23 protein-coding genes are annotated in these 18,389 nt (G+C 63.8%); 16 read left to right on the forward strand and 7 right to left on the reverse strand.

Features of this window, described 5'->3' with window-relative positions; genetic code table 11:
- Positions 1–15 precede the first annotated feature (15 nt).
- The 5 genes from C8348_RS16895 to C8348_RS16915 all read left to right on the forward strand — a co-directional run bounded on the left by C8348_RS16895 (position 16) and on the right by C8348_RS16915 (position 3,563).
- Positions 16–786, forward strand: coding sequence for a heme ABC transporter permease (locus C8348_RS16895; RefSeq protein WP_106754544.1), 771 nt, complete (start codon positions 16–18; stop codon positions 784–786).
- Between the two features lie 4 nt (positions 787–790).
- Positions 791–982 (forward strand): heme exporter protein CcmD, encoded by a 192-nt coding sequence (gene ccmD / locus C8348_RS16900; RefSeq protein WP_106754545.1) that lies wholly within the window; start codon positions 791–793, stop codon positions 980–982.
- Entirely contained in the window at positions 979–1,599 is a 621-nt protein-coding gene (locus C8348_RS16905; RefSeq protein WP_106754546.1) for a DsbE family thiol:disulfide interchange protein, read from the forward strand. The genes ccmD and C8348_RS16905 overlap by 4 nt, the downstream gene beginning before the upstream one ends.
- 129 nt (positions 1,600–1,728) lie before the next feature.
- Positions 1,729–2,547, forward strand: coding sequence for a DUF1223 domain-containing protein (locus C8348_RS16910; RefSeq protein ID WP_106754547.1), 819 nt, complete (start codon positions 1,729–1,731; stop codon positions 2,545–2,547).
- A 128-nt stretch (positions 2,548–2,675) separates the two neighbouring features.
- Positions 2,676–3,563, forward strand: a complete 888-nt coding sequence (locus tag C8348_RS16915; RefSeq protein WP_106754548.1) for a cation diffusion facilitator family transporter — start codon at positions 2,676–2,678, stop codon at positions 3,561–3,563.
- Between the two features lie 151 nt (positions 3,564–3,714).
- Here C8348_RS16915 and C8348_RS16920 read toward each other — a convergent pair whose 3' ends face one another.
- The 3 genes from C8348_RS16920 to C8348_RS16930 all read right to left on the reverse strand — a co-directional run bounded on the left by C8348_RS16920 (position 3,715) and on the right by C8348_RS16930 (position 6,343).
- Positions 3,715–5,076 (reverse strand): ammonium transporter, encoded by a 1,362-nt coding sequence (locus C8348_RS16920; protein WP_106754549.1) that lies wholly within the window; start codon positions 5,074–5,076, stop codon positions 3,715–3,717.
- Between the two features lie 20 nt (positions 5,077–5,096).
- Entirely contained in the window at positions 5,097–5,435 is a 339-nt protein-coding gene (locus tag C8348_RS16925; protein ID WP_106754550.1) for a P-II family nitrogen regulator, read from the reverse strand.
- Between the two features lie 350 nt (positions 5,436–5,785).
- Positions 5,786–6,343 carry a DUF924 family protein gene (locus C8348_RS16930; protein ID WP_106754551.1) on the reverse strand — a complete coding sequence of 186 codons (558 nt, stop codon included), beginning with the start codon at positions 6,341–6,343 and terminating at the stop codon, positions 5,786–5,788.
- A 60-nt stretch (positions 6,344–6,403) separates the two neighbouring features.
- Between C8348_RS16930 and C8348_RS16935 the strand changes: the two genes are divergently transcribed.
- Positions 6,404–6,640 (forward strand): sulfurtransferase TusA family protein, encoded by a 237-nt coding sequence (locus C8348_RS16935; RefSeq protein WP_106754552.1) that lies wholly within the window; start codon positions 6,404–6,406, stop codon positions 6,638–6,640.
- 3 nt (positions 6,641–6,643) lie between these two features.
- Here C8348_RS16935 and C8348_RS16940 read toward each other — a convergent pair whose 3' ends face one another.
- A complete protein-coding gene (locus C8348_RS16940) occupies positions 6,644–6,949 on the reverse strand; it encodes a 4a-hydroxytetrahydrobiopterin dehydratase (RefSeq protein WP_106754553.1) in 306 nt (101 codons plus the stop codon).
- Positions 6,950–7,044: 95 nt separating this feature from the next.
- On the opposite strand from C8348_RS16940, the gene C8348_RS16945 reads away from it, so the two are divergent.
- Positions 7,045–7,503 carry a low molecular weight protein-tyrosine-phosphatase gene (locus C8348_RS16945; RefSeq protein ID WP_106754554.1) on the forward strand — a complete coding sequence of 153 codons (459 nt, stop codon included), beginning with the start codon at positions 7,045–7,047 and terminating at the stop codon, positions 7,501–7,503.
- A 12-nt stretch (positions 7,504–7,515) separates the two neighbouring features.
- Here the strand turns inward: C8348_RS16945 and C8348_RS16950 are convergent, their stop codons facing one another.
- A complete protein-coding gene (locus C8348_RS16950; protein ID WP_208983801.1) occupies positions 7,516–8,325 on the reverse strand; it encodes a phosphatase PAP2 family protein in 810 nt (269 codons plus the stop codon).
- Between the two features lie 115 nt (positions 8,326–8,440).
- Here C8348_RS16950 and C8348_RS16955 point away from each other — a divergent pair, with 115 nt between their 5' ends.
- The gene (locus C8348_RS16955) at positions 8,441–9,055 is read left to right on the forward strand and encodes a 2-hydroxychromene-2-carboxylate isomerase (RefSeq protein ID WP_106754556.1); all 615 of its coding nucleotides are present in this window, start codon (positions 8,441–8,443) and stop codon (positions 9,053–9,055) included.
- 9 nt (positions 9,056–9,064) lie between these two features.
- Here the strand turns inward: C8348_RS16955 and C8348_RS16960 are convergent, their stop codons facing one another.
- Complete coding sequence (locus C8348_RS16960) at positions 9,065–10,219, reverse strand: hybrid sensor histidine kinase/response regulator (protein ID WP_106754557.1); 1,155 nt, start codon at positions 10,217–10,219, stop codon at positions 9,065–9,067.
- A gap of 193 nt (positions 10,220–10,412) precedes the next feature.
- On the opposite strand from C8348_RS16960, the gene C8348_RS16965 reads away from it, so the two are divergent.
- Positions 10,413–11,393, forward strand: a complete 981-nt coding sequence (locus C8348_RS16965) for an AEC family transporter (RefSeq protein WP_106754558.1) — start codon at positions 10,413–10,415, stop codon at positions 11,391–11,393.
- 20 nt (positions 11,394–11,413) lie between these two features.
- Here the strand turns inward: C8348_RS16965 and gluQRS are convergent, their stop codons facing one another.
- Positions 11,414–12,286, reverse strand: a complete 873-nt coding sequence (gene gluQRS, locus C8348_RS16970; protein WP_106754559.1) for a tRNA glutamyl-Q(34) synthetase GluQRS — start codon at positions 12,284–12,286, stop codon at positions 11,414–11,416.
- A 135-nt stretch (positions 12,287–12,421) separates the two neighbouring features.
- On the opposite strand from gluQRS, the gene C8348_RS16975 reads away from it, so the two are divergent.
- The 7 genes from C8348_RS16975 to C8348_RS22010 all read left to right on the forward strand — a co-directional run bounded on the left by C8348_RS16975 (position 12,422) and on the right by C8348_RS22010 (position 18,283).
- A complete protein-coding gene (locus C8348_RS16975; RefSeq protein WP_106754560.1) occupies positions 12,422–13,069 on the forward strand; it encodes a DNA-3-methyladenine glycosylase family protein in 648 nt (215 codons plus the stop codon).
- 94 nt (positions 13,070–13,163) lie between these two features.
- Entirely contained in the window at positions 13,164–13,928 is a 765-nt protein-coding gene (locus tag C8348_RS16980; protein ID WP_106754561.1) for an energy-coupling factor ABC transporter ATP-binding protein, read from the forward strand.
- Between the two features lie 12 nt (positions 13,929–13,940).
- Positions 13,941–14,582 carry an energy-coupling factor transporter transmembrane component T family protein gene (locus C8348_RS16985; protein ID WP_106754562.1) on the forward strand — a complete coding sequence of 214 codons (642 nt, stop codon included), beginning with the start codon at positions 13,941–13,943 and terminating at the stop codon, positions 14,580–14,582.
- A 151-nt stretch (positions 14,583–14,733) separates the two neighbouring features.
- Positions 14,734–15,297, forward strand: coding sequence for a biotin transporter BioY (locus C8348_RS16990; RefSeq protein WP_106754580.1), 564 nt, complete (start codon positions 14,734–14,736; stop codon positions 15,295–15,297).
- Positions 15,294–16,886: an AMP-binding protein gene (locus C8348_RS16995; RefSeq protein WP_106754563.1), complete on the forward strand. Its 1,593-nt coding sequence runs from the start codon at positions 15,294–15,296 to the stop codon at positions 16,884–16,886. The genes C8348_RS16990 and C8348_RS16995 overlap by 4 nt, the downstream gene beginning before the upstream one ends.
- The gene (locus C8348_RS17000) at positions 16,883–18,025 is read left to right on the forward strand and encodes a thiolase family protein (RefSeq protein ID WP_106754564.1); all 1,143 of its coding nucleotides are present in this window, start codon (positions 16,883–16,885) and stop codon (positions 18,023–18,025) included. Before C8348_RS16995 ends, C8348_RS17000 begins: the two co-directional genes overlap by 4 nt.
- Positions 18,026–18,067: 42 nt before the next feature.
- Complete coding sequence (locus C8348_RS22010; protein ID WP_157950452.1) at positions 18,068–18,283, forward strand: hypothetical protein; 216 nt, start codon at positions 18,068–18,070, stop codon at positions 18,281–18,283.
- Positions 18,284–18,389 lie beyond the last annotated feature (106 nt).

Below are 18,389 nucleotides of genomic sequence, written 5' to 3' on the forward strand. Positions count from 1 at the left end.
GTTTAGAACGGTTACATGGCACTCATCGATCTGGCGAACCCGACCCGTTTCCTGTCTCTCAGCCGCGCGCTTCTGCCCTGGCTGACGGGGCTTTGTGTGCTTGCCTTTGCCGTCGGGCTCTACATGGCCTTTTTCGTGGCGCCGGAGGATTACCAGCAGGGCGACACGGTGCGGATCATGTACATCCATGTGCCTGCGGCCTGGCTGGCGATGATGTGTTACTCGATCATGGCCTTGTCCTCGCTCGGAACGCTGGTGTGGAAGCACCCGCTGGCCGATGTCTCCGCCAAGGCTGCTGCGCCGCTGGGGGCTGCCTTCACCTTCATGTCGCTGATCACCGGCTCCCTGTGGGGCAAGCCGATGTGGGGCACGTACTGGGTCTGGGATGCGCGCCTGACCTCGGTGCTGGTGCTGTTCATCATGTATCTGGGCCTGATGGCCCTGTGGCGCACGATGGAAGACCCGATCAAGGCGGGCAAGGCCGCAGCTGTCCTGACCCTGGTGGGCGCGCTGAACCTGCCGATCATCAAGTTTTCCGTCGACTGGTGGAACACGCTGCATCAGCCTGCCAGCGTCATGCGCATGGACGGCCCGACCATTCACCCGGATATCCTGTGGCCGCTGCTCGTCATGGCCCTCGCCTTCACGCTGCTGTTCTTCGTCTTGCACCTGATGGCCATGCAGAACGAGATCCTGCGCCGCCGGGTGACGGCCCTGCGCCAGCGTGCCGCCGCCATCCGGCCGGCGACGGCGACGGCGTCTGTCCGATCTGCTGCTGCGGAGTAAACTCATGGCCCTTTTCGAATTTCTCGATCTTGGTCCGCATGCGGCCTTCATCCTGTGGTCCTACGGCATCTGTCTGGCCGTCGTGATCGGTCTCATTGCCTGGGTCCGCATCGACCGCGCCCGTCAGGAAGCGGCCCTGCGCGATCTGGAAGCCCAGGGCATTGGCCGGCGTTCTGGCGCAAGGACACAGGCATGAGCGTTCCAGCCCCGGATGCAGAGACGCCGCAGCCGGTCGCCCCGCGCCGCCGCCTGCCGCTGTTCGCCCTGTTGCCACTGGTCGTGTTCCTGGCGCTCGCTGGGTTGTTCCTGTTCCAGCTCGTCCTTGGCCGCGATCCCTCGACCATCCCCTCGGCCCTGCTCGACAAGCCGGCCCCCATGATGGCGCTCGGCCCGGTCGAGGGCCTGATGCGCGATGGCCAGCAGATCCCCGGCTTTTCCGGTGCGGACCTGACCGGTGGCGTCACCGTGGTCAATGTCTTCGCGTCCTGGTGCGTGCCCTGCCGGCAGGAGCATCCGATGCTCGAACAGCTCGGCAAGGACGACCGCGTCCGCCTGTTTGCGATCAACTACAAGGACAAGCCGGAAAACGCCCGGCGCTTTCTCGGCAGCCTCGGCAATCCCTTCGACCGGATCGGCGCTGACGACACCGGCCGCGCGGCCATCGAGTGGGGCGTCTACGGAGTTCCGGAAACCTACATCATCGATGCGGCCGGCATCATCCGCTTCAAGTATATCGGCCCGCTGACGCCGGAGAGTTACCGGGATGTCTTCCTGCCGCAGCTTGAGCAGGTACTGAGCCTGCCCAAGGGCTGATCCGCTGCGCTGCTGCGGGTTCCAGTTCACGCAAACCGGCAAAAAGTCTCACCCGCTCGTGACTGGACAGGAGGTCAGGTCGGCGTATCGTGCCACCAGGGACAGGGTGTTTCAGTGGGTGATGTGGACATGAAATCAGCCTCTCGGCAGGGGTTCTGGCAACGCCCTGATGCCCGCGACGCCTCGGTGCGCCGGCGGGCCAGCCAGTTGGTTCACGTGTGGCCCCGCAGGCTCGTTTTGGGCGTGATGGCGGTGATGCTTGCATCCGGATCAGCCCTTGCTGGCCCCTCCCGGGTCATCGAGCTGTTCACCAGTCAGGGCTGCTCGTCCTGTCCGCCAGCCGACGAGATCGTCGCTGGCCTTGCGTCAGATCCCGATGTGCTCGCGCTGACCCTGCCGGTCGATTACTGGGACTATCTCGGCTGGAAGGATACGCTGGCCTCGCCGGAGAATTCCGAGCGCCAGCGGGCCTACGCCGCCCGGCGTGGCGACCGGTCGGTTTACACCCCGCAGATCGTCGTCAACGGGGAGCAGCATGTGGTGGGCTCGAATAGCAAGGCTCTCGCCGATGCGCTCGAGCGTGCCGATCCGCTGACGGCAGTCGTCACCCTCAGCTACACGGCCGATGCTCTTGAAGTCTCCGTGGCCGGGACTTTGCCGCAAGGCGCCCGCATGGCATCCGTCTCGATCCTGCAGGTCAGCCCGCGCGAGGACATCACGGTCGAGCGCGGCGAGAACAGCGGCCGCACCATCACCTATGCGAATGTCGTGCGGCGCCAGCAGACGGTGGGCATGTGGTCCGGTGGCAACGAGACCTTCCGTATGCCGCGCGTCGAGTTGAAGAAAACCGGCGGCGAGAAATGCGTCGTCCTTATTCAGCTCACCGGCGAAGATGGCCCCGGCCGGATCATCGGCGCGGCCGGTATGCTGTGGGATAACGGGATGTAGGCCTCCGCTCGGCGATCCGGTTCTTGTTTCTTCATTGAAAGCTGCTAGGCCTGTCCCCGCCAGAAGGCAATCCGGTTGGGACGTATCCGTCCCCACCGGCCTGTTCGCGAGCCTTGCAAGGGGGACCCATGAGCCTGCGTGTGCGCATTGCCCTGGGCAGTGTCCTGATCGGTCTCGGCGTGCTGGCGTTGAAATATCTCGCCTACGCCCTGACAGGATCCATCGCCCTTTATTCGGATGCGCTGGAATCGATCGTCAATGTCGCCTCGTCCATCGCGGCGCTGGTTGCGGTGTGGTTTGCCTCCAAGCCGGCGGATTCCAATCACCCTTATGGCCATGACAAGGCCGAGTATTTCGCTGCCGTTCTGGTGGGCGTGATGATCGTGCTCGCCGCGCTGTCGATTTTCGAGGCGGCCTGGCGCGGGCTGCAGACCCCGGTTCCTGCGGACTACACCTGGCAGGGCCTGGGCATGAACGCGTTGGCAAGCGTGATCAATGCGGGCTGGGCATTCTATCTTGTCCGTTTCGGCCGCGCTCATGGCTCCCCGGCTCTGGCTGCGGATGGCCGCCATCTTTTCACCGATGTCGCGACCTCGGTTGCAGTCCTCGTTGGCGTCGGGTTGGTCTGGCTGACCGGATGGCAGCAGTTCGATGCCCTGCTGGCGGGTCTCGTCGGTCTGAACGTTCTGTGGTCCGGATGGATCCTGATGAAGGAATCGGTCAGCGGGCTGATGGATGAAGCGGCTTCGACCGATGTTCAGGAAAAGCTGCGCGGGCTGATTTCCGAACATGGTGCCGGTGCAATCGAAGCGCATGACATGCGCACACGCCTTGCCGGAAAGCTCACCTTTGTCGATTTCCATCTGGTGGTTCCCGGCGAGATGACCGTCGTTGCGGCGCATGACATCTGCGACCGGATCGAGCAGGCCATTGCGGAAGCTCTTCCCGGGGCCCGCGTCACCATCCATGTTGAACCGGAGCACAAGGCCAAGCACTCGGGGATCGTGGTGCTCTGAACGTATGCTTCAGAGTGGCCCAGGCTCGGCGCTTCGCTTGGCCGGATGCCGAGGGTGAGGCCGAGGTTTGCGACCCGCAAAAAAAGCCCGGGGCGAACCCCGGGCTTCAAGGCGTGGCCGATTTGCGGCCTTTCGCTTGGGAGGTCTGGATTTACATCCGGGCGGAACCCTGTCCGAACTCCGGATAGGCTTCGACGCCGATTTCCACCTTGTCGAGGCCGAGGGCTTCTTCTTCGGGGCTGACGCGGATACCGATCGTGGACTTCAGGATGGTCCACAGGATTGCCGAGGCAACGAAGATGAAGACGCCATAGGCAAGGATGCCGATGACCTGGGTGCCGTAGGATGTATCGCCGTTCGACAGCGGAACGATGAGCGTGCCCCAGATGCCGCAGAGCAGGTGAACCGGGATCGCACCGACCACGTCGTCGATCTTCAGCTTGTCGAGCAGCGGGACAGCGAAGACAACAAGTGCACCGCCAACGCCGCCGATGAACACGGCCTGCCAGACGCTGGGAGCCAGCGGTTCAGCCGTGATGGAGACCAGACCGGCAAGGGCGCCGTTCAGGGCCATGGTCACGTCGACCTTCTTGTAGAGGACCTGCGTCAGGCCCATCGCGACAACAACGCCGGCTGCCGCCGCCATGTTGGTGTTGGCGAAGATGCGGGAGATGTCGGAGACGTCACCGATCGTGCCCATGGCAAGCTGCGATGCGCCGTTGAAGCCGAACCAGCCGAGCCACAGGATGAAGGTGCCAAGCGTTGCGAGCGGGATCGACGAGCCCGGCATCGGGACAACCTGCCCGGTTGCCGTGTACTTGCCCTTGCGTGCGCCCAGGATCAGGGCACCTGCAAGTGCGGCCCAGCCGCCGACCGAGTGAACCAGGGTCGAGCCGGCGAAGTCCGAGAAGCCCATGCCCTTGAGCCAGCCGCCGCCCCAGACCCAGGAGCCGGCAATCGGATACAGGATGCCGGTGAGGAGAACCGTGAACAGCATGAACGGCCAGAGCTTGATGCGTTCAGCCAGGGTGCCGGAAACGATCGAGGCGGTCGTGGCGCAGAACACCATCTGGAAGAACCAGTCCGACGCGGTCGAGTAGCCGGTGTCGAGATTGTTGCCGCCGACCGGATCGAAGGCATAGGGACCGAAGGAGCCCATGAAGCCGCCGTCGACACCCGAATACATCAGGCTGTAGCCGGTGATCCAGAACATCAGGCCCGCCACCGAGTAGAGGGCGATGTTCTTCAGGCACTGCATCGACACGTTCTTCGAGCGGACAAGGCCCGCTTCGAGCATGGCAAAGCCGGCCGCCATGAACATCACGAGGAAGCCGCCGATGAGGAACAGCAGCGTATTGAAAATATAGGCGACGTCTGCTGCCTTGGCGAATTCCGGCGCCGCTTCAACGACGGCTTCCGTGACAACGGCAGCCTGGTCCTGCGCCAGGGACGGATCGATGGTCGCTCCGAGGACAGCCAGCGCGCAGGCGCCGTATGCGAGAATTTTCTTCATGATACTCAACCCCTCATACGTCAGAGCGCATCCGTGTCCGACTCGCCGGTGCGAATGCGGACCGCCTGTTCGATGGAATAGACAAAGATCTTGCCGTCGCCGATCTGGCCGGTCTTGGCAGCGGTGGTGATTGCTTCCACGACCCGGTCTGCGGTTTCGCTCGATACGGCAACCTCGACCTTCAGCTTGGGCAGGAAGTTCACGGCATATTCGGCGCCGCGATAGATCTCGGTGTGACCTTTCTGGCGGCCGTAGCCTTTGACTTCAGTGACTGTCAGTCCGTGAACGCCGATGCTCGTGAGGGCGTCGCGCACCTCGTCGAGCTTGAACGGCTTGATGATGGCCATCACGATTTTCATGCTCGTTTCCCGTTTCCCCTCGTTCGCCGCGCCCGTTGCGCGGCTTGGCCACCGGGCCCTGGATGGGGGCTGTCACGGGCTTTCGCGCCCTGACAGCCGCCCTGGGTCGGGCCGGCTTCATGATCTCTTAAACAAGGACCGTGCCACTTTGCCGGAGATAGGAAAAAGTCGAGGCTTTCTGCGGGGTCAGGCTGGGTACTTCAAGCCGGGGGATGTGGATCGTGCTGCGTTGCAAAAGAATATCGCAGGGTATTTGCCTGTTTTTTAGGCGAGTATCTAAATTTGCCTATTTAACGGTCATTTCCTGAATCATCTTTGGGCGTGCCCAAGATTTGGGCGCGCCGCTGATGTCAGGCTGAAAAGCCGCGATCGGCCAGATAGGCTGCTTCTGCTGCAGTGGTTTCCCGGCCAAGCACCGTGTTGCGATGGGGAAAGCGGCCGAACCTGCGGATTACATCCATATGCAGCAGGGCGTAGTGGTAATAGGTCTGTTCGCCGGTGCGCCGGCACAGGTCGACGGCCTTTTCCTGCAGGTCGATGTCTTCGGCGTGTTCATAGGGAAGATAGAAAAACACACGCACCGACTTGGGGAAGGCGAGGTCAAAGCTGCGCGACAGGGCGATGTCGGCGACGTCGCAGGCCTTGGGGTCGGCTGCAAAGGCGCGCGGATCGTTGCGGTAGACGTTGCGCGGGAACTGGTCCGTGAGAATGATCAGCGCCAGGGCGCCATGCGGCGTGTCGAGCCATGTGTCGAGATCGCCCGCCTTTGCCGCATCCATGTGCGACAGAAACCGGTCACGGATCTGATGGTCGAAGGCATCATCGCGGGCAAACCATTTGTTCGGACCGGCCTGCCACCAGAACTCCAATACACTCAGGGGGTCGAGGTCGATAGAATTCACGCTCATGCCTGTTTCCTTTTCTGCTGGATGCTTGACGGGGCAGGGCGGCTCGCCCAGAAGGGACGCATGACGTCCAGCGATTTTCTCGATCTGAAGGGCCTCAAGTGCCCGCTTCCGGTTCTGCGCACGCGCCAGGCACTTATCCGCCTTGAGGCTGGCGCGCGGCTTGTTGTCGAGGCGACAGATCCGATGTCCGTTCTCGATATCCCGCACATGTGTAACGAGGATGGCCACCGCCTGATTGCCCAGGATCGTCACGACGACATCATCCGGTTCACGATCGAGAAAGGCAATCGCCCCTGACGGTCAGGCGGCGGCAGTCCCGGCTGCGGCCTTGTCGATCTTGCGGGCAAGTTTCACATCCAGCTCCGTCAATCCGCCTGCATCATGGGTGGTCAGGGTGATGTCCACCGTGCGGTAGACATTCGACCAGTCGGGGTGATGATCCATCTTCTCCGCCATCAGCGCCACCTTGGTCATGAAGGCGAATGCTGCCGTGAAGTCGGCGAAGACCAGGCGCCGGTGAATGGCCTCCCGTCCTTCGACCACTGTCCAGTGCGGCAGGTTTGCCAGTTCATGGTTGCGCGCATCTGCACTCAGCCGTTCCGCCATATCCTGCCTCCATCGTTCGCCTTGCGGCTTGCCTCGGCATCCGTTGCCGCTGAATATAGGCACCGACCGCTTCAGCTGCCAGCCGGGACCTGCCCATGCCTGCCGTCCTCTTCGTCTGCCTCGGCAACATCTGTCGCTCGCCTCTGGCAGAAGGCGTGTTTCGTCACCTCACCCATCATCATGCTGGCGGAGAACCGTTGCTGATCGATTCGGCTGGCACCGGAGCCTGGCATCAGGGCGAGGCGCCGGACCCCCGGTCGATTGCGGTTGCGGCCCGCCATGGCATCGATATTTCGGGCCAGAAGGCGCGGCAGGTCATTGGCGCGGATTTCTCCCGCTTTGACCTGATCTTGGCGATGGATGGCAGCAATTTGTCGGATCTCAAACGCATGATGCCGGCCCAGGCGACAGCAACTGTTCGCCTGTTCCTTGATGCTCCGCCATGCGACGTGCCGGATCCCTATTATGGTGGTCCGACCGGCTTCGAGACGGTGTTCCGGATGGTGGAGGACGGTGCGCGCCGGGTGGCCGAAGAGATCGGCATTCGCGTCTGACGGCTGACCGGTTCAGCGGAACTTTGTCAGGAAGGACCGGGCCCGGATCGATGCCGTTGTGGTGACCATGGCAACGGCGCGTTGCAGCGCACGGCCGGCCTTCGTCAGCGCCTCGTCAAGTCCCTGATCGGTCAACCAGCGGCCGGGGCGGCGGTAGAGGATGTGATAAACGCTCAGAACAACAAGGAAGGTCACGCCCCAGGACAGCAATGTGTCGGAGAGGAAATGACCGCCGAACGCAACCCTGTTGGCGGACAGGGCCAGGATCAACGGGACGAGTGCGGCCAGTATCACGGGTCGCCAGGCCTTCGGTGCGATGAACACCAATGTCAGCAGCCAGACACTCGCGGACCCTTCGCCAGAGACGAAGGAACAGTTGGTGTCGCACCAGTTGCTCGGCAGCCAGACCGGAACATACGGCATGTCGCCGCCGAACTGTTCCACCATCACCGGCCGCGGTCGGCCCCAGGTGTTCTTCAGCAGCGCATTGACCACCAGTCCCGGCCCCAGGATCAGCGTTGTCAGCAGAAACACCGGTGTTCTCAAGGGTATGACCGGTGCCCGTCCCGGCAGGAGCAGCTTCAGCAAGAGGACACCGATGCTGACAATCGCGATTATCTGGACAATATGCGGTCCAAGGTAGCGGAGCTTGCGCAGGATGGGTTCGCCTTGCGCGAAAAAGCCGAGCACGGGATCATGAAAAGCTCCGCTCGCAGCAAGGTCAAGTCCCGGAAAAACAAGGAATATGCCTGACACAAGTGCGATGTAGAGAAAGGTCGCACGAAAGGGATGGCGGGTGACCCATCCACCGAAGCGGGTCATTCCGCGTCCAACGTTTTCGCGGTACATCCGGATCCTGTCTGACATCTGGCTTCAATATCTGAATTCTTCATCGACGGCGATACCGTCTTTTCCGCCCGCATGTGGGAGAGAATGCATGACTGCGCAACGGCCAAAACTCTCCTTCTGGTTCGATTTTGGCTCCACATACAGTTACTTGACGGCCATGCGCATCGAAACGGTGGCCAAGGATCGCGGCCTTGAACTGGAGTGGCGGCCGTTCCTGCTCGGGCCCATCTTCAGCCGGCAGGGCTGGTCCACTTCGCCGTTTAACCTCTTTCCCGCCAAGGGCCGCTACATGTGGCGCGAGATGGAGCGGATGACGGAAGAAGCCGGCCTGCCGCTGGTTCAGCCGCAGCCGTTTCCGCAGAACGGCCTGATCGCCGCGCGGATTGCCCATGCCAATCGCAAGGCGGACTGGGCCGGCAGCTTCATTCGCGCTGTTTTCATGGCTGAATTCGGCGAAGGGCGCGACATTTCCGATCGGGCCCTGATCGCCGCCCTGCTGTTGGACCTTGGCGCCGATGCCCGTGCGGTAATGGCGGCGGCCGAGAGCATAGAGGTCAAGATCGGCCTTCGGGCCGCTGTTGCAGAAGCCGAAACCCTTGGCATTTTCGGGGCGCCGAGTTTCGTCACCGAAGACGGTGAACTCTATTGGGGCAATGATCGGCTGGAAGATGCTGTCGAATGGGCGCTTCGGATCGTCACCTGAGGTCCAGGTTCAGGCATCGACAACCTGTTCCGCCATTCTCAGTTTGCGTCTTTGGCGGGCAAGCTCAAGGGCCTGATACAGATGCGAGGGAGACAAAGGCTTGGCCAGAACTTCTTGGAATCCTGCCTGCCGCAGACGCCGGTCGCCAACGGCCTCGAGGGCCGCAGTCACGGCGATCAGCGGCAGTCTTGCACCATCCGGGCCATGCCGCAGGGCTTCCGCCGCCTCCATTCCGGTCATGCCCGGCATGTGCAGGTCCATGAGCACCGCGTCATAGGGGGTTCGTGCTGCCATCGCGACAGCTGCAGCGCCGCTGCCGGCCTGGTCGCTGGTCATCGCGAAGGATTCCAGCAGGGCCGAGAGAAGCCGCCGGTTGGTGTCATTGTCATCCACGATCAGGACATGTGCCTCGACATTGGCTTCGCGCGACGCGGCCGTTCCTTCACCTGGGCGATCGGCCAGTGGCAGCTCGATGGCAAAGCGGCAGCCACCGCCCGGCGCGGTGGTCAGGTCGAGGTGCCCGCCGGCCTGTTCAACCAGTGCCCGTGCGCCCCACAGCCCGAGCCCCGACCCGCTGCCGCCCGCGCGTCCGGCTGTGCCCCGGGTGAAAGGCCGGAACAGCCTGGAGCGTTCCAGCACATCGATGCCCGGACCCGTGTCGGTGACGACAAGCTGCAATTGCCCGGGTTCGGTGGCGGGAGCCAGGTCAAGCCGGATGCTGCCGCGTTGGGTGTATTTCAGGGCATTGTCGAGGAGCGTCGTGACTATGCGGCGAAAGGCGATGGCCACCTGCTGTGTCAGCAGCAAGGGTTGCTCGGTCAGTGTGACAATGAGATCGAGACGCTTGCGCTCGGCAACGGCGGCAAACAGGTCATGCACGCTTTGCAGGATCAGCCGCGCATCTTCATTTGGCTTCTGGGGTCCGGTTGCTTGCTTGGAGCGGCCGCGCTGGATCAGATCGCCTGTCATGGCGCTTAGCGCATCGATGGCATCGAGCAGGATGCCAAGCCGTTCCTGTTGCTGCGGCTGCAGTGGCCCCTGTGCGATGAGTTCCGCCGTCAGGCGCATGGCATTGAGCGGTGTGCGCAGATCATGGGCCACGAGAGCCAGTTCGGCCTCGGCGCTGTGGCCGGCCGCATCCGTGTCGCTGCCCTCGTCTGTCATGCGGTGGTTGATCCAGTCTGGATGCCCTGACCTGTCCGGTTGACCGGCATGAAGGGCGTGACTAAGGTTTTGCGGTGTGCTGCACACCTTTCAGTTCTTATGGTTGGAGTGTCGCACGGGCTGCCTGTCTGGTCCACGCTGCCTGATCGTGGGACCAATAACTCCTCACAGGTTCTGCCAACTGCGGGTGCCGATGTTTGTACAGGTCTTCACCATCGTCTTGCCCGTGTTCCTGCTGGTCGGCATCGGCTATGCCACGGCCCGAACCGGGATCCTGTCGGCGGCCGTCGGTGAGGCGCTGGGCCAGTTTGTCTATGTCATTGCGATCCCGGTCCTGATCTTCAAGACACTGGCCGTTGTTTCCATTGGCGATGCCTCGCCCTGGGCCATGTGGCTGACCTATTTTGGCGGTGTTGCGATTGCCTGGACCACCGGCACCCTGGTCATCCGCCGGCTGTTTGCCCGCGAAGCCCGGGCCGGGGTCATCGGCGGCATCTCGGCTGGCTTTGCCAATACGGTGATGGTCGGCATACCGCTGGTGTCGGCCGTCTTCGGCAAGGACGGCCTCGTGCCGCTGATCCTGCTGATTTCCGTGCATCTGCCGGTGATGACCATCGTCACTGCGATTCTGATGGAACGGGCGGCAGCCCTAGATGGCATGGCCGAAGCGCGTTCTCCCTTCGCGGTTGTCAGGACCATTGTCATCAGCCTGGCGCAAAACCCGATCGTGATCGCCATTCTCTGTTCCGTGCTGTGGCGACTGTCCGGCCTGCCGCTGACCGGCATTTTCGAGGATGTCCTCACCCGTATTTCATCCACGTCACTGCCAATCGCCCTGTTGTCGCTTGGAATGAGCATGGTGCTTTACGGCATTCGCGGCAATCTTCTGCCCGGCCTGTTGCTCAGTCTGGTCAAGGTTGCGCTGATGCCTGCCGTTGTTTTGGGACTGGGTCTTCATGTCTTCAACTTGCCGCCGCTCTGGGTCGCGGTGATGACCTTGACGGCAGCCTGTCCGACTGGGGTCAATGCCTTTATCTTCGCCAACCGCTATGGCACCGGCCATGCGATGTCGGCCAATTCGATTACTCTGACCACTGCCGCAGCAGTTCTCACTTGCGGCTTGTGGGTCATGGTGCTGGACGCGATGGGATTGATTGGTGCATCCGCCGGCTGAGCGAAGGTGCCGGCCCCGCTTCAGAGCCCGATCCGGGCCCGGATGTCTGCCGGCGTCCATCCGGCTTCCCGCAAATCGCGCAAGCCGGTGTCGCCCGCCGATTTCGACAGTTTGCGCCCATCTGGTCCGGTGATCAGGCGGTGGTGCTGGTAGACCGGGGCGGGCAGGTCCAGCAGATGTTGCAGCAACCGGTGCACCGAGGTGGCGTGAAACAGGTCATGCCCCCGCACCACATGGGTAATGCCCTGCCGCGCGTCGTCCACTACGACGGACAGGTGATAGGAGGTCGGGGTGTCCTTTCGCGCCAGGATGACATCGCCCCAGGCCGATGGATCAGCGGTGACCTGGCCGCTTTCGCCAGCCGGCCCGGTGCCGGTTTCCAGCCAGTCGAGCGGTGTCCCCGCCATCTGCAGCGCTCGGGTCATGTCAAGCCGCAGGGCATAAGGCTCCCCTTGCGCCAGCCGTGTCGTGACCTCCGCTTCTGACAGCAATGCGGCATCGCCAGGATAGAGTGGCGCCCCGTCCGGGTCGCGCGGCCATGACAGCCCAGCCGCATCCCTTTGCGCTACCACATGGCGGATTTCCGCCCGGGTCAGAACGGCCTTGTAGATCAATCCCATCGCACCGAGCCGCTGCAGGGCGTCCGCGTAGTCGGCAAAGTGCTCGGATTGCCGCCGGTGCGGCGGGTCGGCATCGAACCCGATCCAGTGGAGATCGTCCAGCATCGCGGATACGAGATCCGGCGTGCAGCGAACCGTATCGATGTCCTCGATGCGCAGCAACACGCGGCCATTCACGCTCCGGGCCATGTCGAGATTGAGCAAGGCCGACAGCGCGTGGCCAAGGTGCAGCGGTCCATTGGGGGAGGGGGCAAAGCGGAAGGTCGCAGTCATGCCGGCATTGTTTCTGTCCGGCAGCGCTTTGCAAGCCCTGCTGTGGTTATGTCAGCGCCTGCCTCAGGCCTGCCGGCACCATTGCTCCCCTTGCGCAGATAGCGGAAGCTGCGCCGAATCTGACAGGAGCACGGAATGCAGCCGATCGAATCGTTGGACGACATTGCCGCCGGTCTTGCCGCACTGCCGGTGCTCGACCCTCGTCTGGCGGAGGTCCTGGCCATTGCCGGAGATGTGCCCCTGCGCCGGCGCGAGGCGAATTTTGCCGCTCTGGTCGGGATTGTCGTCTCGCAGCAAGTGTCTGTTGCCAGTGCCCGGGCGATCTTTGCCCGGCTCGAGACCCTTGTCTCGCCGCTGGAGGCGGAGAACCTCACCCGGTTCACGGACGAGGATCTCGCCGGGGCCGGACTGTCCCGCCCTAAGATCCGCACGATGCGAGCCATGACCGATGCTGTCGCCGCTGGCCTCGACCTTGGCCATCTTGCGACTGTGCCGGCCGCCGACGCCGAAGCCCAGCTGTGCGCCATCAAGGGCATCGGGCGCTGGACGTCTGATATCTTCCTGCTCTTTTGTGCTGGCCATCCGGACATCTTCCCCAGTGGTGATATCGCGTTGCAGAATGCGGTCCGCGATGCGTTTGGTCTCGATGCGCGGCCCGATCCCAAAACACTGGATGTGATTGCCGCCAGTTGGTCGCCCTGGCGTGGCGTTGCAGCGCGCCTGTTCTGGGCCTATTACGCCGCAACACGGGGCGGCAAGGATAGCCTGCCGGTCCAGATCTGAGACCCCCGGCCTGGCGGCGACCGGAAGCCGGCCTTTGACATGCCCGGACTGGGCGGCAATAAGCGGGCGGCGATGGCGAGGATACGGACAGGACATGGCATTCTGGTCAAGAAACGTGCATGGGGAGACGACAGCTGCCTGCGATCCGCGCCGGGCGGATTACGCCGTCTTTTCCAATGTCACGCTGCTGCGGTCCGGCAAGACGGTTCTCTCCAACTTATCCCTGACGCTCAGCGAGCGGCGCGTTGCCGTCATCGGTCTCAACGGCTCCGGAAAATCCAGCTTCGTGCGCCTGCTCAACGGCCTGCTGCTGCCTGACAACGGTGAAGTCCAGGTCTATGGCGCAGACACGCGGCTTGTCCGGGCGGAACTGCCGCGCCACGTCGGCTTTGTCTTCCAGAACCCGGACCACCAGGCGATCTTTCCGACTGTGGCGGAGGAAGTCGCCTTCGGTCTCACCCAACTGGGTGAAGATCGGACAGTGGCGCGGGCGGGGGCCCTGAAATTTCTTGGCCAGCACGGCTGCGCGGCGCTCGCAGAGCGACCGTTTCATGATCTTTCCGAAGGTCAGAAGCAGCTGATCTGTATCCTGTCGGTTCTGGTCATGCGGCCGGATCTGGTTGTCCTGGATGAGCCCTTCGCCAGTCTTGATGGCTTGGCCACGCGGCAGTTGATGCGCCGTCTCGTGGGCCTGCCGCAGAAACTGGTCATGGTCAGCCATGACCTTCAGCTTATCCAGGGTTTTGACCGGGTGCTGTGGATCGAGGATGGTCTGCTGCGCATGGACGGGGAGCCGGGCACCGTGCTGCCGGCCTACGTCGACGACATCGACCGGCGCGCTGCCGCCGAACCTGCCTGAGCGGGGGAACGGATGCTTTCGCTCTATATTCCCGGCAGCAGCTTTCTTCACCGGATGCCAGCCGGGATAAAACTGATCCTGCTTGCATTTCTCAGCGCTGTCCTCATGCCGGTGACTGAGCCACTGGTGCTGGCCGGAGCGCTCGGCCTTGCCCTTGGGCTCTATGCCCTGCTGGGCAAAGAGGGGATACGGCAAGTCCAGCTGGTCCGCCCGCTGCTGCCAATCCTTGTGATCCTGCTGCTGCTGCATGCGGTCACCGGCTTCGTCATGGAGGGCGTCAGCGTTGTCTTGCGGCTTCTCACCATGGTGCTGCTCGCCAATCTCGTGACGCTGACGACGCGGATGGACGACATGATGGCGGCAGTCGCACCAATGTTCCGCCCGCTTGCCCTTGTCGGCATATCGCCCCGCCGGCCGGCTCTGGCGGTTACCCTGGTGCTGCGCTTCGTGCCGGTTCTGCTGGCGGTCTATGGCGCCTTGTCCGAGGCCTGGCGGGCGCGCACCGGACGCCCGGCCAGCTGGCGCCTGATTGCCCCGCTGGCCTTGCAGGCGCTGAAACTGTCCGATCATGTCGCCGAAGCCCTGATTGCCCGTGGCGGGGCCGATGGTCTTGGCCGTCCCGCCGCGGCGCGTCCGCCGCGCCGCCTGTCCTGAGGCAGCATGCTGCTCCCTCCGCTGCTTTGCCGATTTGCCTGAACTCCTGACTGCCGGTATGAGAAGCGGGTCCAGCCACGCGCCTGATGCCAGTGGCCCTGCCGTCCAGGTTCCGCTTCTTGCGGTGCTGGCGGCTGACATGGAGAAACCGATGTCCGTTTCACGGGACCACAGCCTTGTGCAGATCGCTTTCTACGCCGCGCTGATCGCGGTGCTGGGGCTTCTGCCACCCTTTGCCATTCCCTTCCTTGGCGGCGTGCCAATCACCGCCCAGTCGCTCGGCGTCATGCTGGCCGGCGTCATGCTTGGGCCGGTGCGCAGTGCGCTCGCCGTCTGCCTCTTCCTGTTCCTGGTGGCGCTGGGCGCGCCGCTCCTGGCCGGTGGCCGGGGTGGGCTTGCCGTTTTCGCCGGTCCCTCGGTCGGCTTCCTGATCGGCTTTCCGGTTGGTGCCTTTGTTGCTGGCCTGATCATGCAGCGCAGCCGCAAGCTGGCCGTTTTGCCGGCTGCCGCCGTCGCGGCGGCCGTCGGCGGCATCGGAGTTGTCTATCTTTTCGGCGTGCCGGGCCTCGCCCTGATGGCGGGCCTGTCGCTCGACAAGGCGCTGATTGGCAGCGCCGTCTATATTCCGGGCGACCTGATCAAGGTGGCGATCGCGGCTGTCGTGGCCGAGACCGTCTCGCGCGGCTTCCCGCGCGCCCTGGTGTCGCGCGGATGAGCTTCGTCGGGGCGGCACTTGCCGGACATGCGGCAGCCCGTCCCGACGCGGTCGCGCTGTCCTGTGGGTCGCGGCAACTGACCTATTCGGCGCTGGGCGCTGAAATCAGGGCGCTTGCCGGCACGCTGGCCAGCGCCCTTGGCGTATCGGGCGCTGTCTTGCCGTTTGATGGCCAGAATGCATTGACGCGTCAGCCCCGTGTTGCGCTGGATCTTGCCGATCCGCTGGACCTGCTTGTTGCCTTTTTCGCCATTGTCCGCGCCGGGGCAGTCGCGCTGGTGCTGGATCCAGCCTGGCCTGCGCCGCGCAGGGCGGCGATCCGCGCCGCCACAGCGCCCGCAGTGTACCTGGACGCCGCCCGGCTTTCGGAGCTTCGGCGGGAGGCGGTCACCGGGGCAGACTGGCCAGAGCCTGCCCGCGACCATCTCTTTTATGCCGGCTTCACCTCCGGCTCGACCGGCGAGCCCAAGGGCTATGCCCGAAGCCACCGGTCATGGACCGACAGCTTCGCCCTTAGCCGTGAGATCTTCGCCATCGACGCGGCGGATCATGTGCTGGTGCCAGGCAGTCTCGCCCATTCGCTGCATCTTTACGGGGCCGTCGAGGCGCTGCACTGCGGGGCCTGCGTGACCCTCGCCGAGAGCTTTCTGCCGGGGCGGCTGGCGCGCAGCCTTGCATCATCCGGCATCACGGTGCTTTACGCTACGCCGACCCAGCTGGTGCTGATGCAGCGCGAGATCACGCGGCTCGGACTGGATCTGCCCGGCCTGCGGCTGTGCCTGGTCAGCGGGGCAGCCTGGGGCGCTGGCGAGAAAGCCGCCTTGCGTGCCGCGCTGCCGCACACCCATATGGCCGAATTCTACGGCGCCTCGGAAATGAGTTTCCTCACCCTGTCCGCTGATCCGCAGCCCGCTCCGGTTGGCTCCGTCGGCAAACCCTTTCCCGGCGTCGAGATGTCCCTGCGCGATGAGACCGGCCGTGAGTGCGGCACGGCGGTTCTCGACAACACGGGCCGCACCGCGACCGGGACCATCTTCGTGCGCAGCCCGCTGCTGTTTACCGGCTATATTTGTGGCGGCGGCTCGGAGGTGCGCTGGGATGGCGAGTTTCTCACCATCGGTGACCGGGGCTGGCGTGATGCTGACGGCAATCTCTATCTGGCGGGGCGCGACAAACGCATGTTTGTCAGCGCCGGGCTCAATCTGTTTCCCGAGGAAGCCGAGCAGGTGCTGCGGGAAGCAGACGGTGTCGCCCTGGCTGCCGTCTTCGGCGCGCCCGACCGGCTCCGCGGCCGGGTTCCCGTGGCGGCGATCCAGCTTGAGGCGAACGGCGTCATCGATCCGGGATATCTTCGCCGGCTTTGCCTTGCTGCGCTCGGTCGGGCCAGATGCCCGCGCCGGTTCCATCTGTTCAAGAGCTTTCCCCTGACCTCCGGCGGCAAGATCGACTTGCCAGCGCTCGAGGCGCTGGTGTTGACCCGGGAAGAGGCCCGGGAAGAGGGAAGAGAGCTGGCAAAAGAAACAGCTCAAGACCAGTGCAGCGCAGTGCCCCTGAACCGATGCTCCGCTGTGGCAGAGCCCGGCGCATGAGCCGGTCCGTGGTCATCGTGGCGGCGCGGCGTTCGCCGGTGGCCCCGCGCGGCGGGGCCCTGTCCCGGCTCGATCTCACAGGCCTGGGCGTTCCGGTCCTCAAGGCAGTGCTTCAAGATGCCGGTCCCGCCGCAGCTGAGGTTACCGAAGTCATTCTTGGCAATGCGCTGGGGGCCGGTGGAAATCCTGCCCGTCTCGTGGCTCTTGCCGCCGGTCTTCCTGATAGAGTGAGCGCCCTGACCCTCGACCGGCAATGCTGCAGCGGTCTGGACGCGGTGGTCATGGCAGCGCGGTCCATCGCCGCCGGGGAAGCAACTGTCGTTGTCGCCGGCGGTATCGAGAGTTTCAGCCGGGCACCGATCCGCATGCATCGACCGCTGCAGAAAGGTGACGAAGCCGTCGCCTATGATCGTCCGGCCTTTGTCGCCGATCCTGCGCGCGATCCCGATCCGCTTCAGGCCGCGGCCCGGCTGGCGGCCCGGCAAGGCCACAGCCGGGTCGTCCAGGAGCAGTTTGCCCGCGCCAGTCATGTACGGGCGCTTGCAGCTCGCGCAGACGGGCGTCTTGCCAACGAGCTGGTTCCGTTCCCCGGGCTGGACCGCGACGCCTTTACCCGTGTTTTGCGGCCGGAGGTGATGCAGCGTGCCGCCGTTCTCGCTGGCGATGCCGATCATGGACTTACCTCCGCGACGGTTGCTGTCGAGGCGGATGCTGCGGCGATGCTGGTTCTGGCTGACGAGGCTCTGGCCCGGGCACATGGCTGGCCGATCCTGTGCCGGTTCCGCGGGGCAGCGCTGGCGGGAGGGGATCCCGTTGATCCGGCGCTGGTGCCAAGGCAGGCGATGGCGCGCGTGTTGCAGCGGCTCGGCTGGCAAGCGGCTTCCCTGGGCCGGGTGGAACTGATGGAAGCCTTCGCTGTCCAGGCGCTGGCCTGTCTGTCCGGGTTCGGCTTTGACAGTGCAGCTGTGAATGCCGGCGGTGGCGCATTAAGCCGGGGTCACCCCATCGGCGCGTCCGGGGCCATTCTTGCCGTGCGCCTTGTTCAGGAGCTGCGGGCGTTGCCGACGGGCAGCCGGGGGCTTGCGGCGATTGCCGCCGTTGGCGGTCTTGCAACCGCCATGGCGCTGGAAACGGCCTGATCCAGGCGGTTCTTTCAAAAACGGCCGGATTTTCGGGCCAATATGCGCGAGCAGGGCAGCCGAAACCTCGGCATTTCCATCAATATGGCTGCAGGCGTGCTGCGCCGCACATTTTCTTTTGCTCAGTTTGTTGATAAGTCGGTGTTGGTTTTTCACCATTTATTTCAAAGGCTTGATGATCCTGCCGTTACCGTCTTATCCACAGATCGGCTGCAGAAATTTTTGCACTGCGCGACTTTTTTCAAAATTGTTGATTGACGGTTGGGTGTTTGGCCCCCTATAAGCTGGCTCAACGACGGCGGCAACGTCGCCGGCGACGGGAAGTTGCTTCCTGAAAATTCTGAAAAATGCGGCTTGACAGCCG

Origin of the sequence: Pannonibacter carbonis (genome assembly GCF_003012935.1) — a bacterium.
Taxonomy (GTDB): Bacteria; Pseudomonadota; Alphaproteobacteria; order Rhizobiales; family Stappiaceae; genus Pannonibacter; species Pannonibacter carbonis.

What these genes read in the sequence shown, in the direction of transcription:
- C8348_RS16920 (WP_106754549.1), bottom strand. Translation starts at nt 5,076, where the DNA reads ATGAAGAAAATTCTCGCATACGGCGCCTGCGCGCTGGCTGTCCTCGGA.
- C8348_RS16905 (WP_106754546.1), top strand. Translation starts at nt 979, where the DNA reads ATGAGCGTTCCAGCCCCGGATGCAGAGACGCCGCAGCCGGTCGCCCCG.
- C8348_RS16980 (WP_106754561.1), top strand. Translation starts at nt 13,164, where the DNA reads ATGGCATTCTGGTCAAGAAACGTGCATGGGGAGACGACAGCTGCCTGC.
- C8348_RS22010 (WP_157950452.1), top strand. Translation starts at nt 18,068, where the DNA reads ATGCGCGAGCAGGGCAGCCGAAACCTCGGCATTTCCATCAATATGGCT.
- C8348_RS16995 (WP_106754563.1), top strand. Translation starts at nt 15,294, where the DNA reads ATGAGCTTCGTCGGGGCGGCACTTGCCGGACATGCGGCAGCCCGTCCC.
- C8348_RS16910 (WP_106754547.1), top strand. Translation starts at nt 1,729, where the DNA reads ATGAAATCAGCCTCTCGGCAGGGGTTCTGGCAACGCCCTGATGCCCGC.
- C8348_RS16945 (WP_106754554.1), top strand. Translation starts at nt 7,045, where the DNA reads ATGCCTGCCGTCCTCTTCGTCTGCCTCGGCAACATCTGTCGCTCGCCT.
- C8348_RS16955 (WP_106754556.1), top strand. Translation starts at nt 8,441, where the DNA reads ATGACTGCGCAACGGCCAAAACTCTCCTTCTGGTTCGATTTTGGCTCC.
- C8348_RS17000 (WP_106754564.1), top strand. Translation starts at nt 16,883, where the DNA reads ATGAGCCGGTCCGTGGTCATCGTGGCGGCGCGGCGTTCGCCGGTGGCC.
- C8348_RS16925 (WP_106754550.1), bottom strand. Translation starts at nt 5,435, where the DNA reads ATGAAAATCGTGATGGCCATCATCAAGCCGTTCAAGCTCGACGAGGTG.
- C8348_RS16915 (WP_106754548.1), top strand. Translation starts at nt 2,676, where the DNA reads ATGAGCCTGCGTGTGCGCATTGCCCTGGGCAGTGTCCTGATCGGTCTC.
- ccmD (WP_106754545.1), top strand. Translation starts at nt 791, where the DNA reads ATGGCCCTTTTCGAATTTCTCGATCTTGGTCCGCATGCGGCCTTCATC.
- C8348_RS16930 (WP_106754551.1), bottom strand. Translation starts at nt 6,343, where the DNA reads ATGAGCGTGAATTCTATCGACCTCGACCCCCTGAGTGTATTGGAGTTC.
- C8348_RS16895 (WP_106754544.1), top strand. Translation starts at nt 16, where the DNA reads ATGGCACTCATCGATCTGGCGAACCCGACCCGTTTCCTGTCTCTCAGC.
- C8348_RS16965 (WP_106754558.1), top strand. Translation starts at nt 10,413, where the DNA reads ATGTTTGTACAGGTCTTCACCATCGTCTTGCCCGTGTTCCTGCTGGTC.
- C8348_RS16950 (WP_208983801.1), bottom strand. Translation starts at nt 8,325, where the DNA reads ATGACCCGCTTCGGTGGATGGGTCACCCGCCATCCCTTTCGTGCGACC.
- gluQRS (WP_106754559.1), bottom strand. Translation starts at nt 12,286, where the DNA reads ATGACTGCGACCTTCCGCTTTGCCCCCTCCCCCAATGGACCGCTGCAC.
- C8348_RS16960 (WP_106754557.1), bottom strand. Translation starts at nt 10,219, where the DNA reads ATGACAGACGAGGGCAGCGACACGGATGCGGCCGGCCACAGCGCCGAG.
- C8348_RS16935 (WP_106754552.1), top strand. Translation starts at nt 6,404, where the DNA reads ATGACGTCCAGCGATTTTCTCGATCTGAAGGGCCTCAAGTGCCCGCTT.
- C8348_RS16985 (WP_106754562.1), top strand. Translation starts at nt 13,941, where the DNA reads ATGCTTTCGCTCTATATTCCCGGCAGCAGCTTTCTTCACCGGATGCCA.
- C8348_RS16975 (WP_106754560.1), top strand. Translation starts at nt 12,422, where the DNA reads ATGCAGCCGATCGAATCGTTGGACGACATTGCCGCCGGTCTTGCCGCA.
- C8348_RS16990 (WP_106754580.1), top strand. Translation starts at nt 14,734, where the DNA reads ATGTCCGTTTCACGGGACCACAGCCTTGTGCAGATCGCTTTCTACGCC.
- C8348_RS16940 (WP_106754553.1), bottom strand. Translation starts at nt 6,949, where the DNA reads ATGGCGGAACGGCTGAGTGCAGATGCGCGCAACCATGAACTGGCAAAC.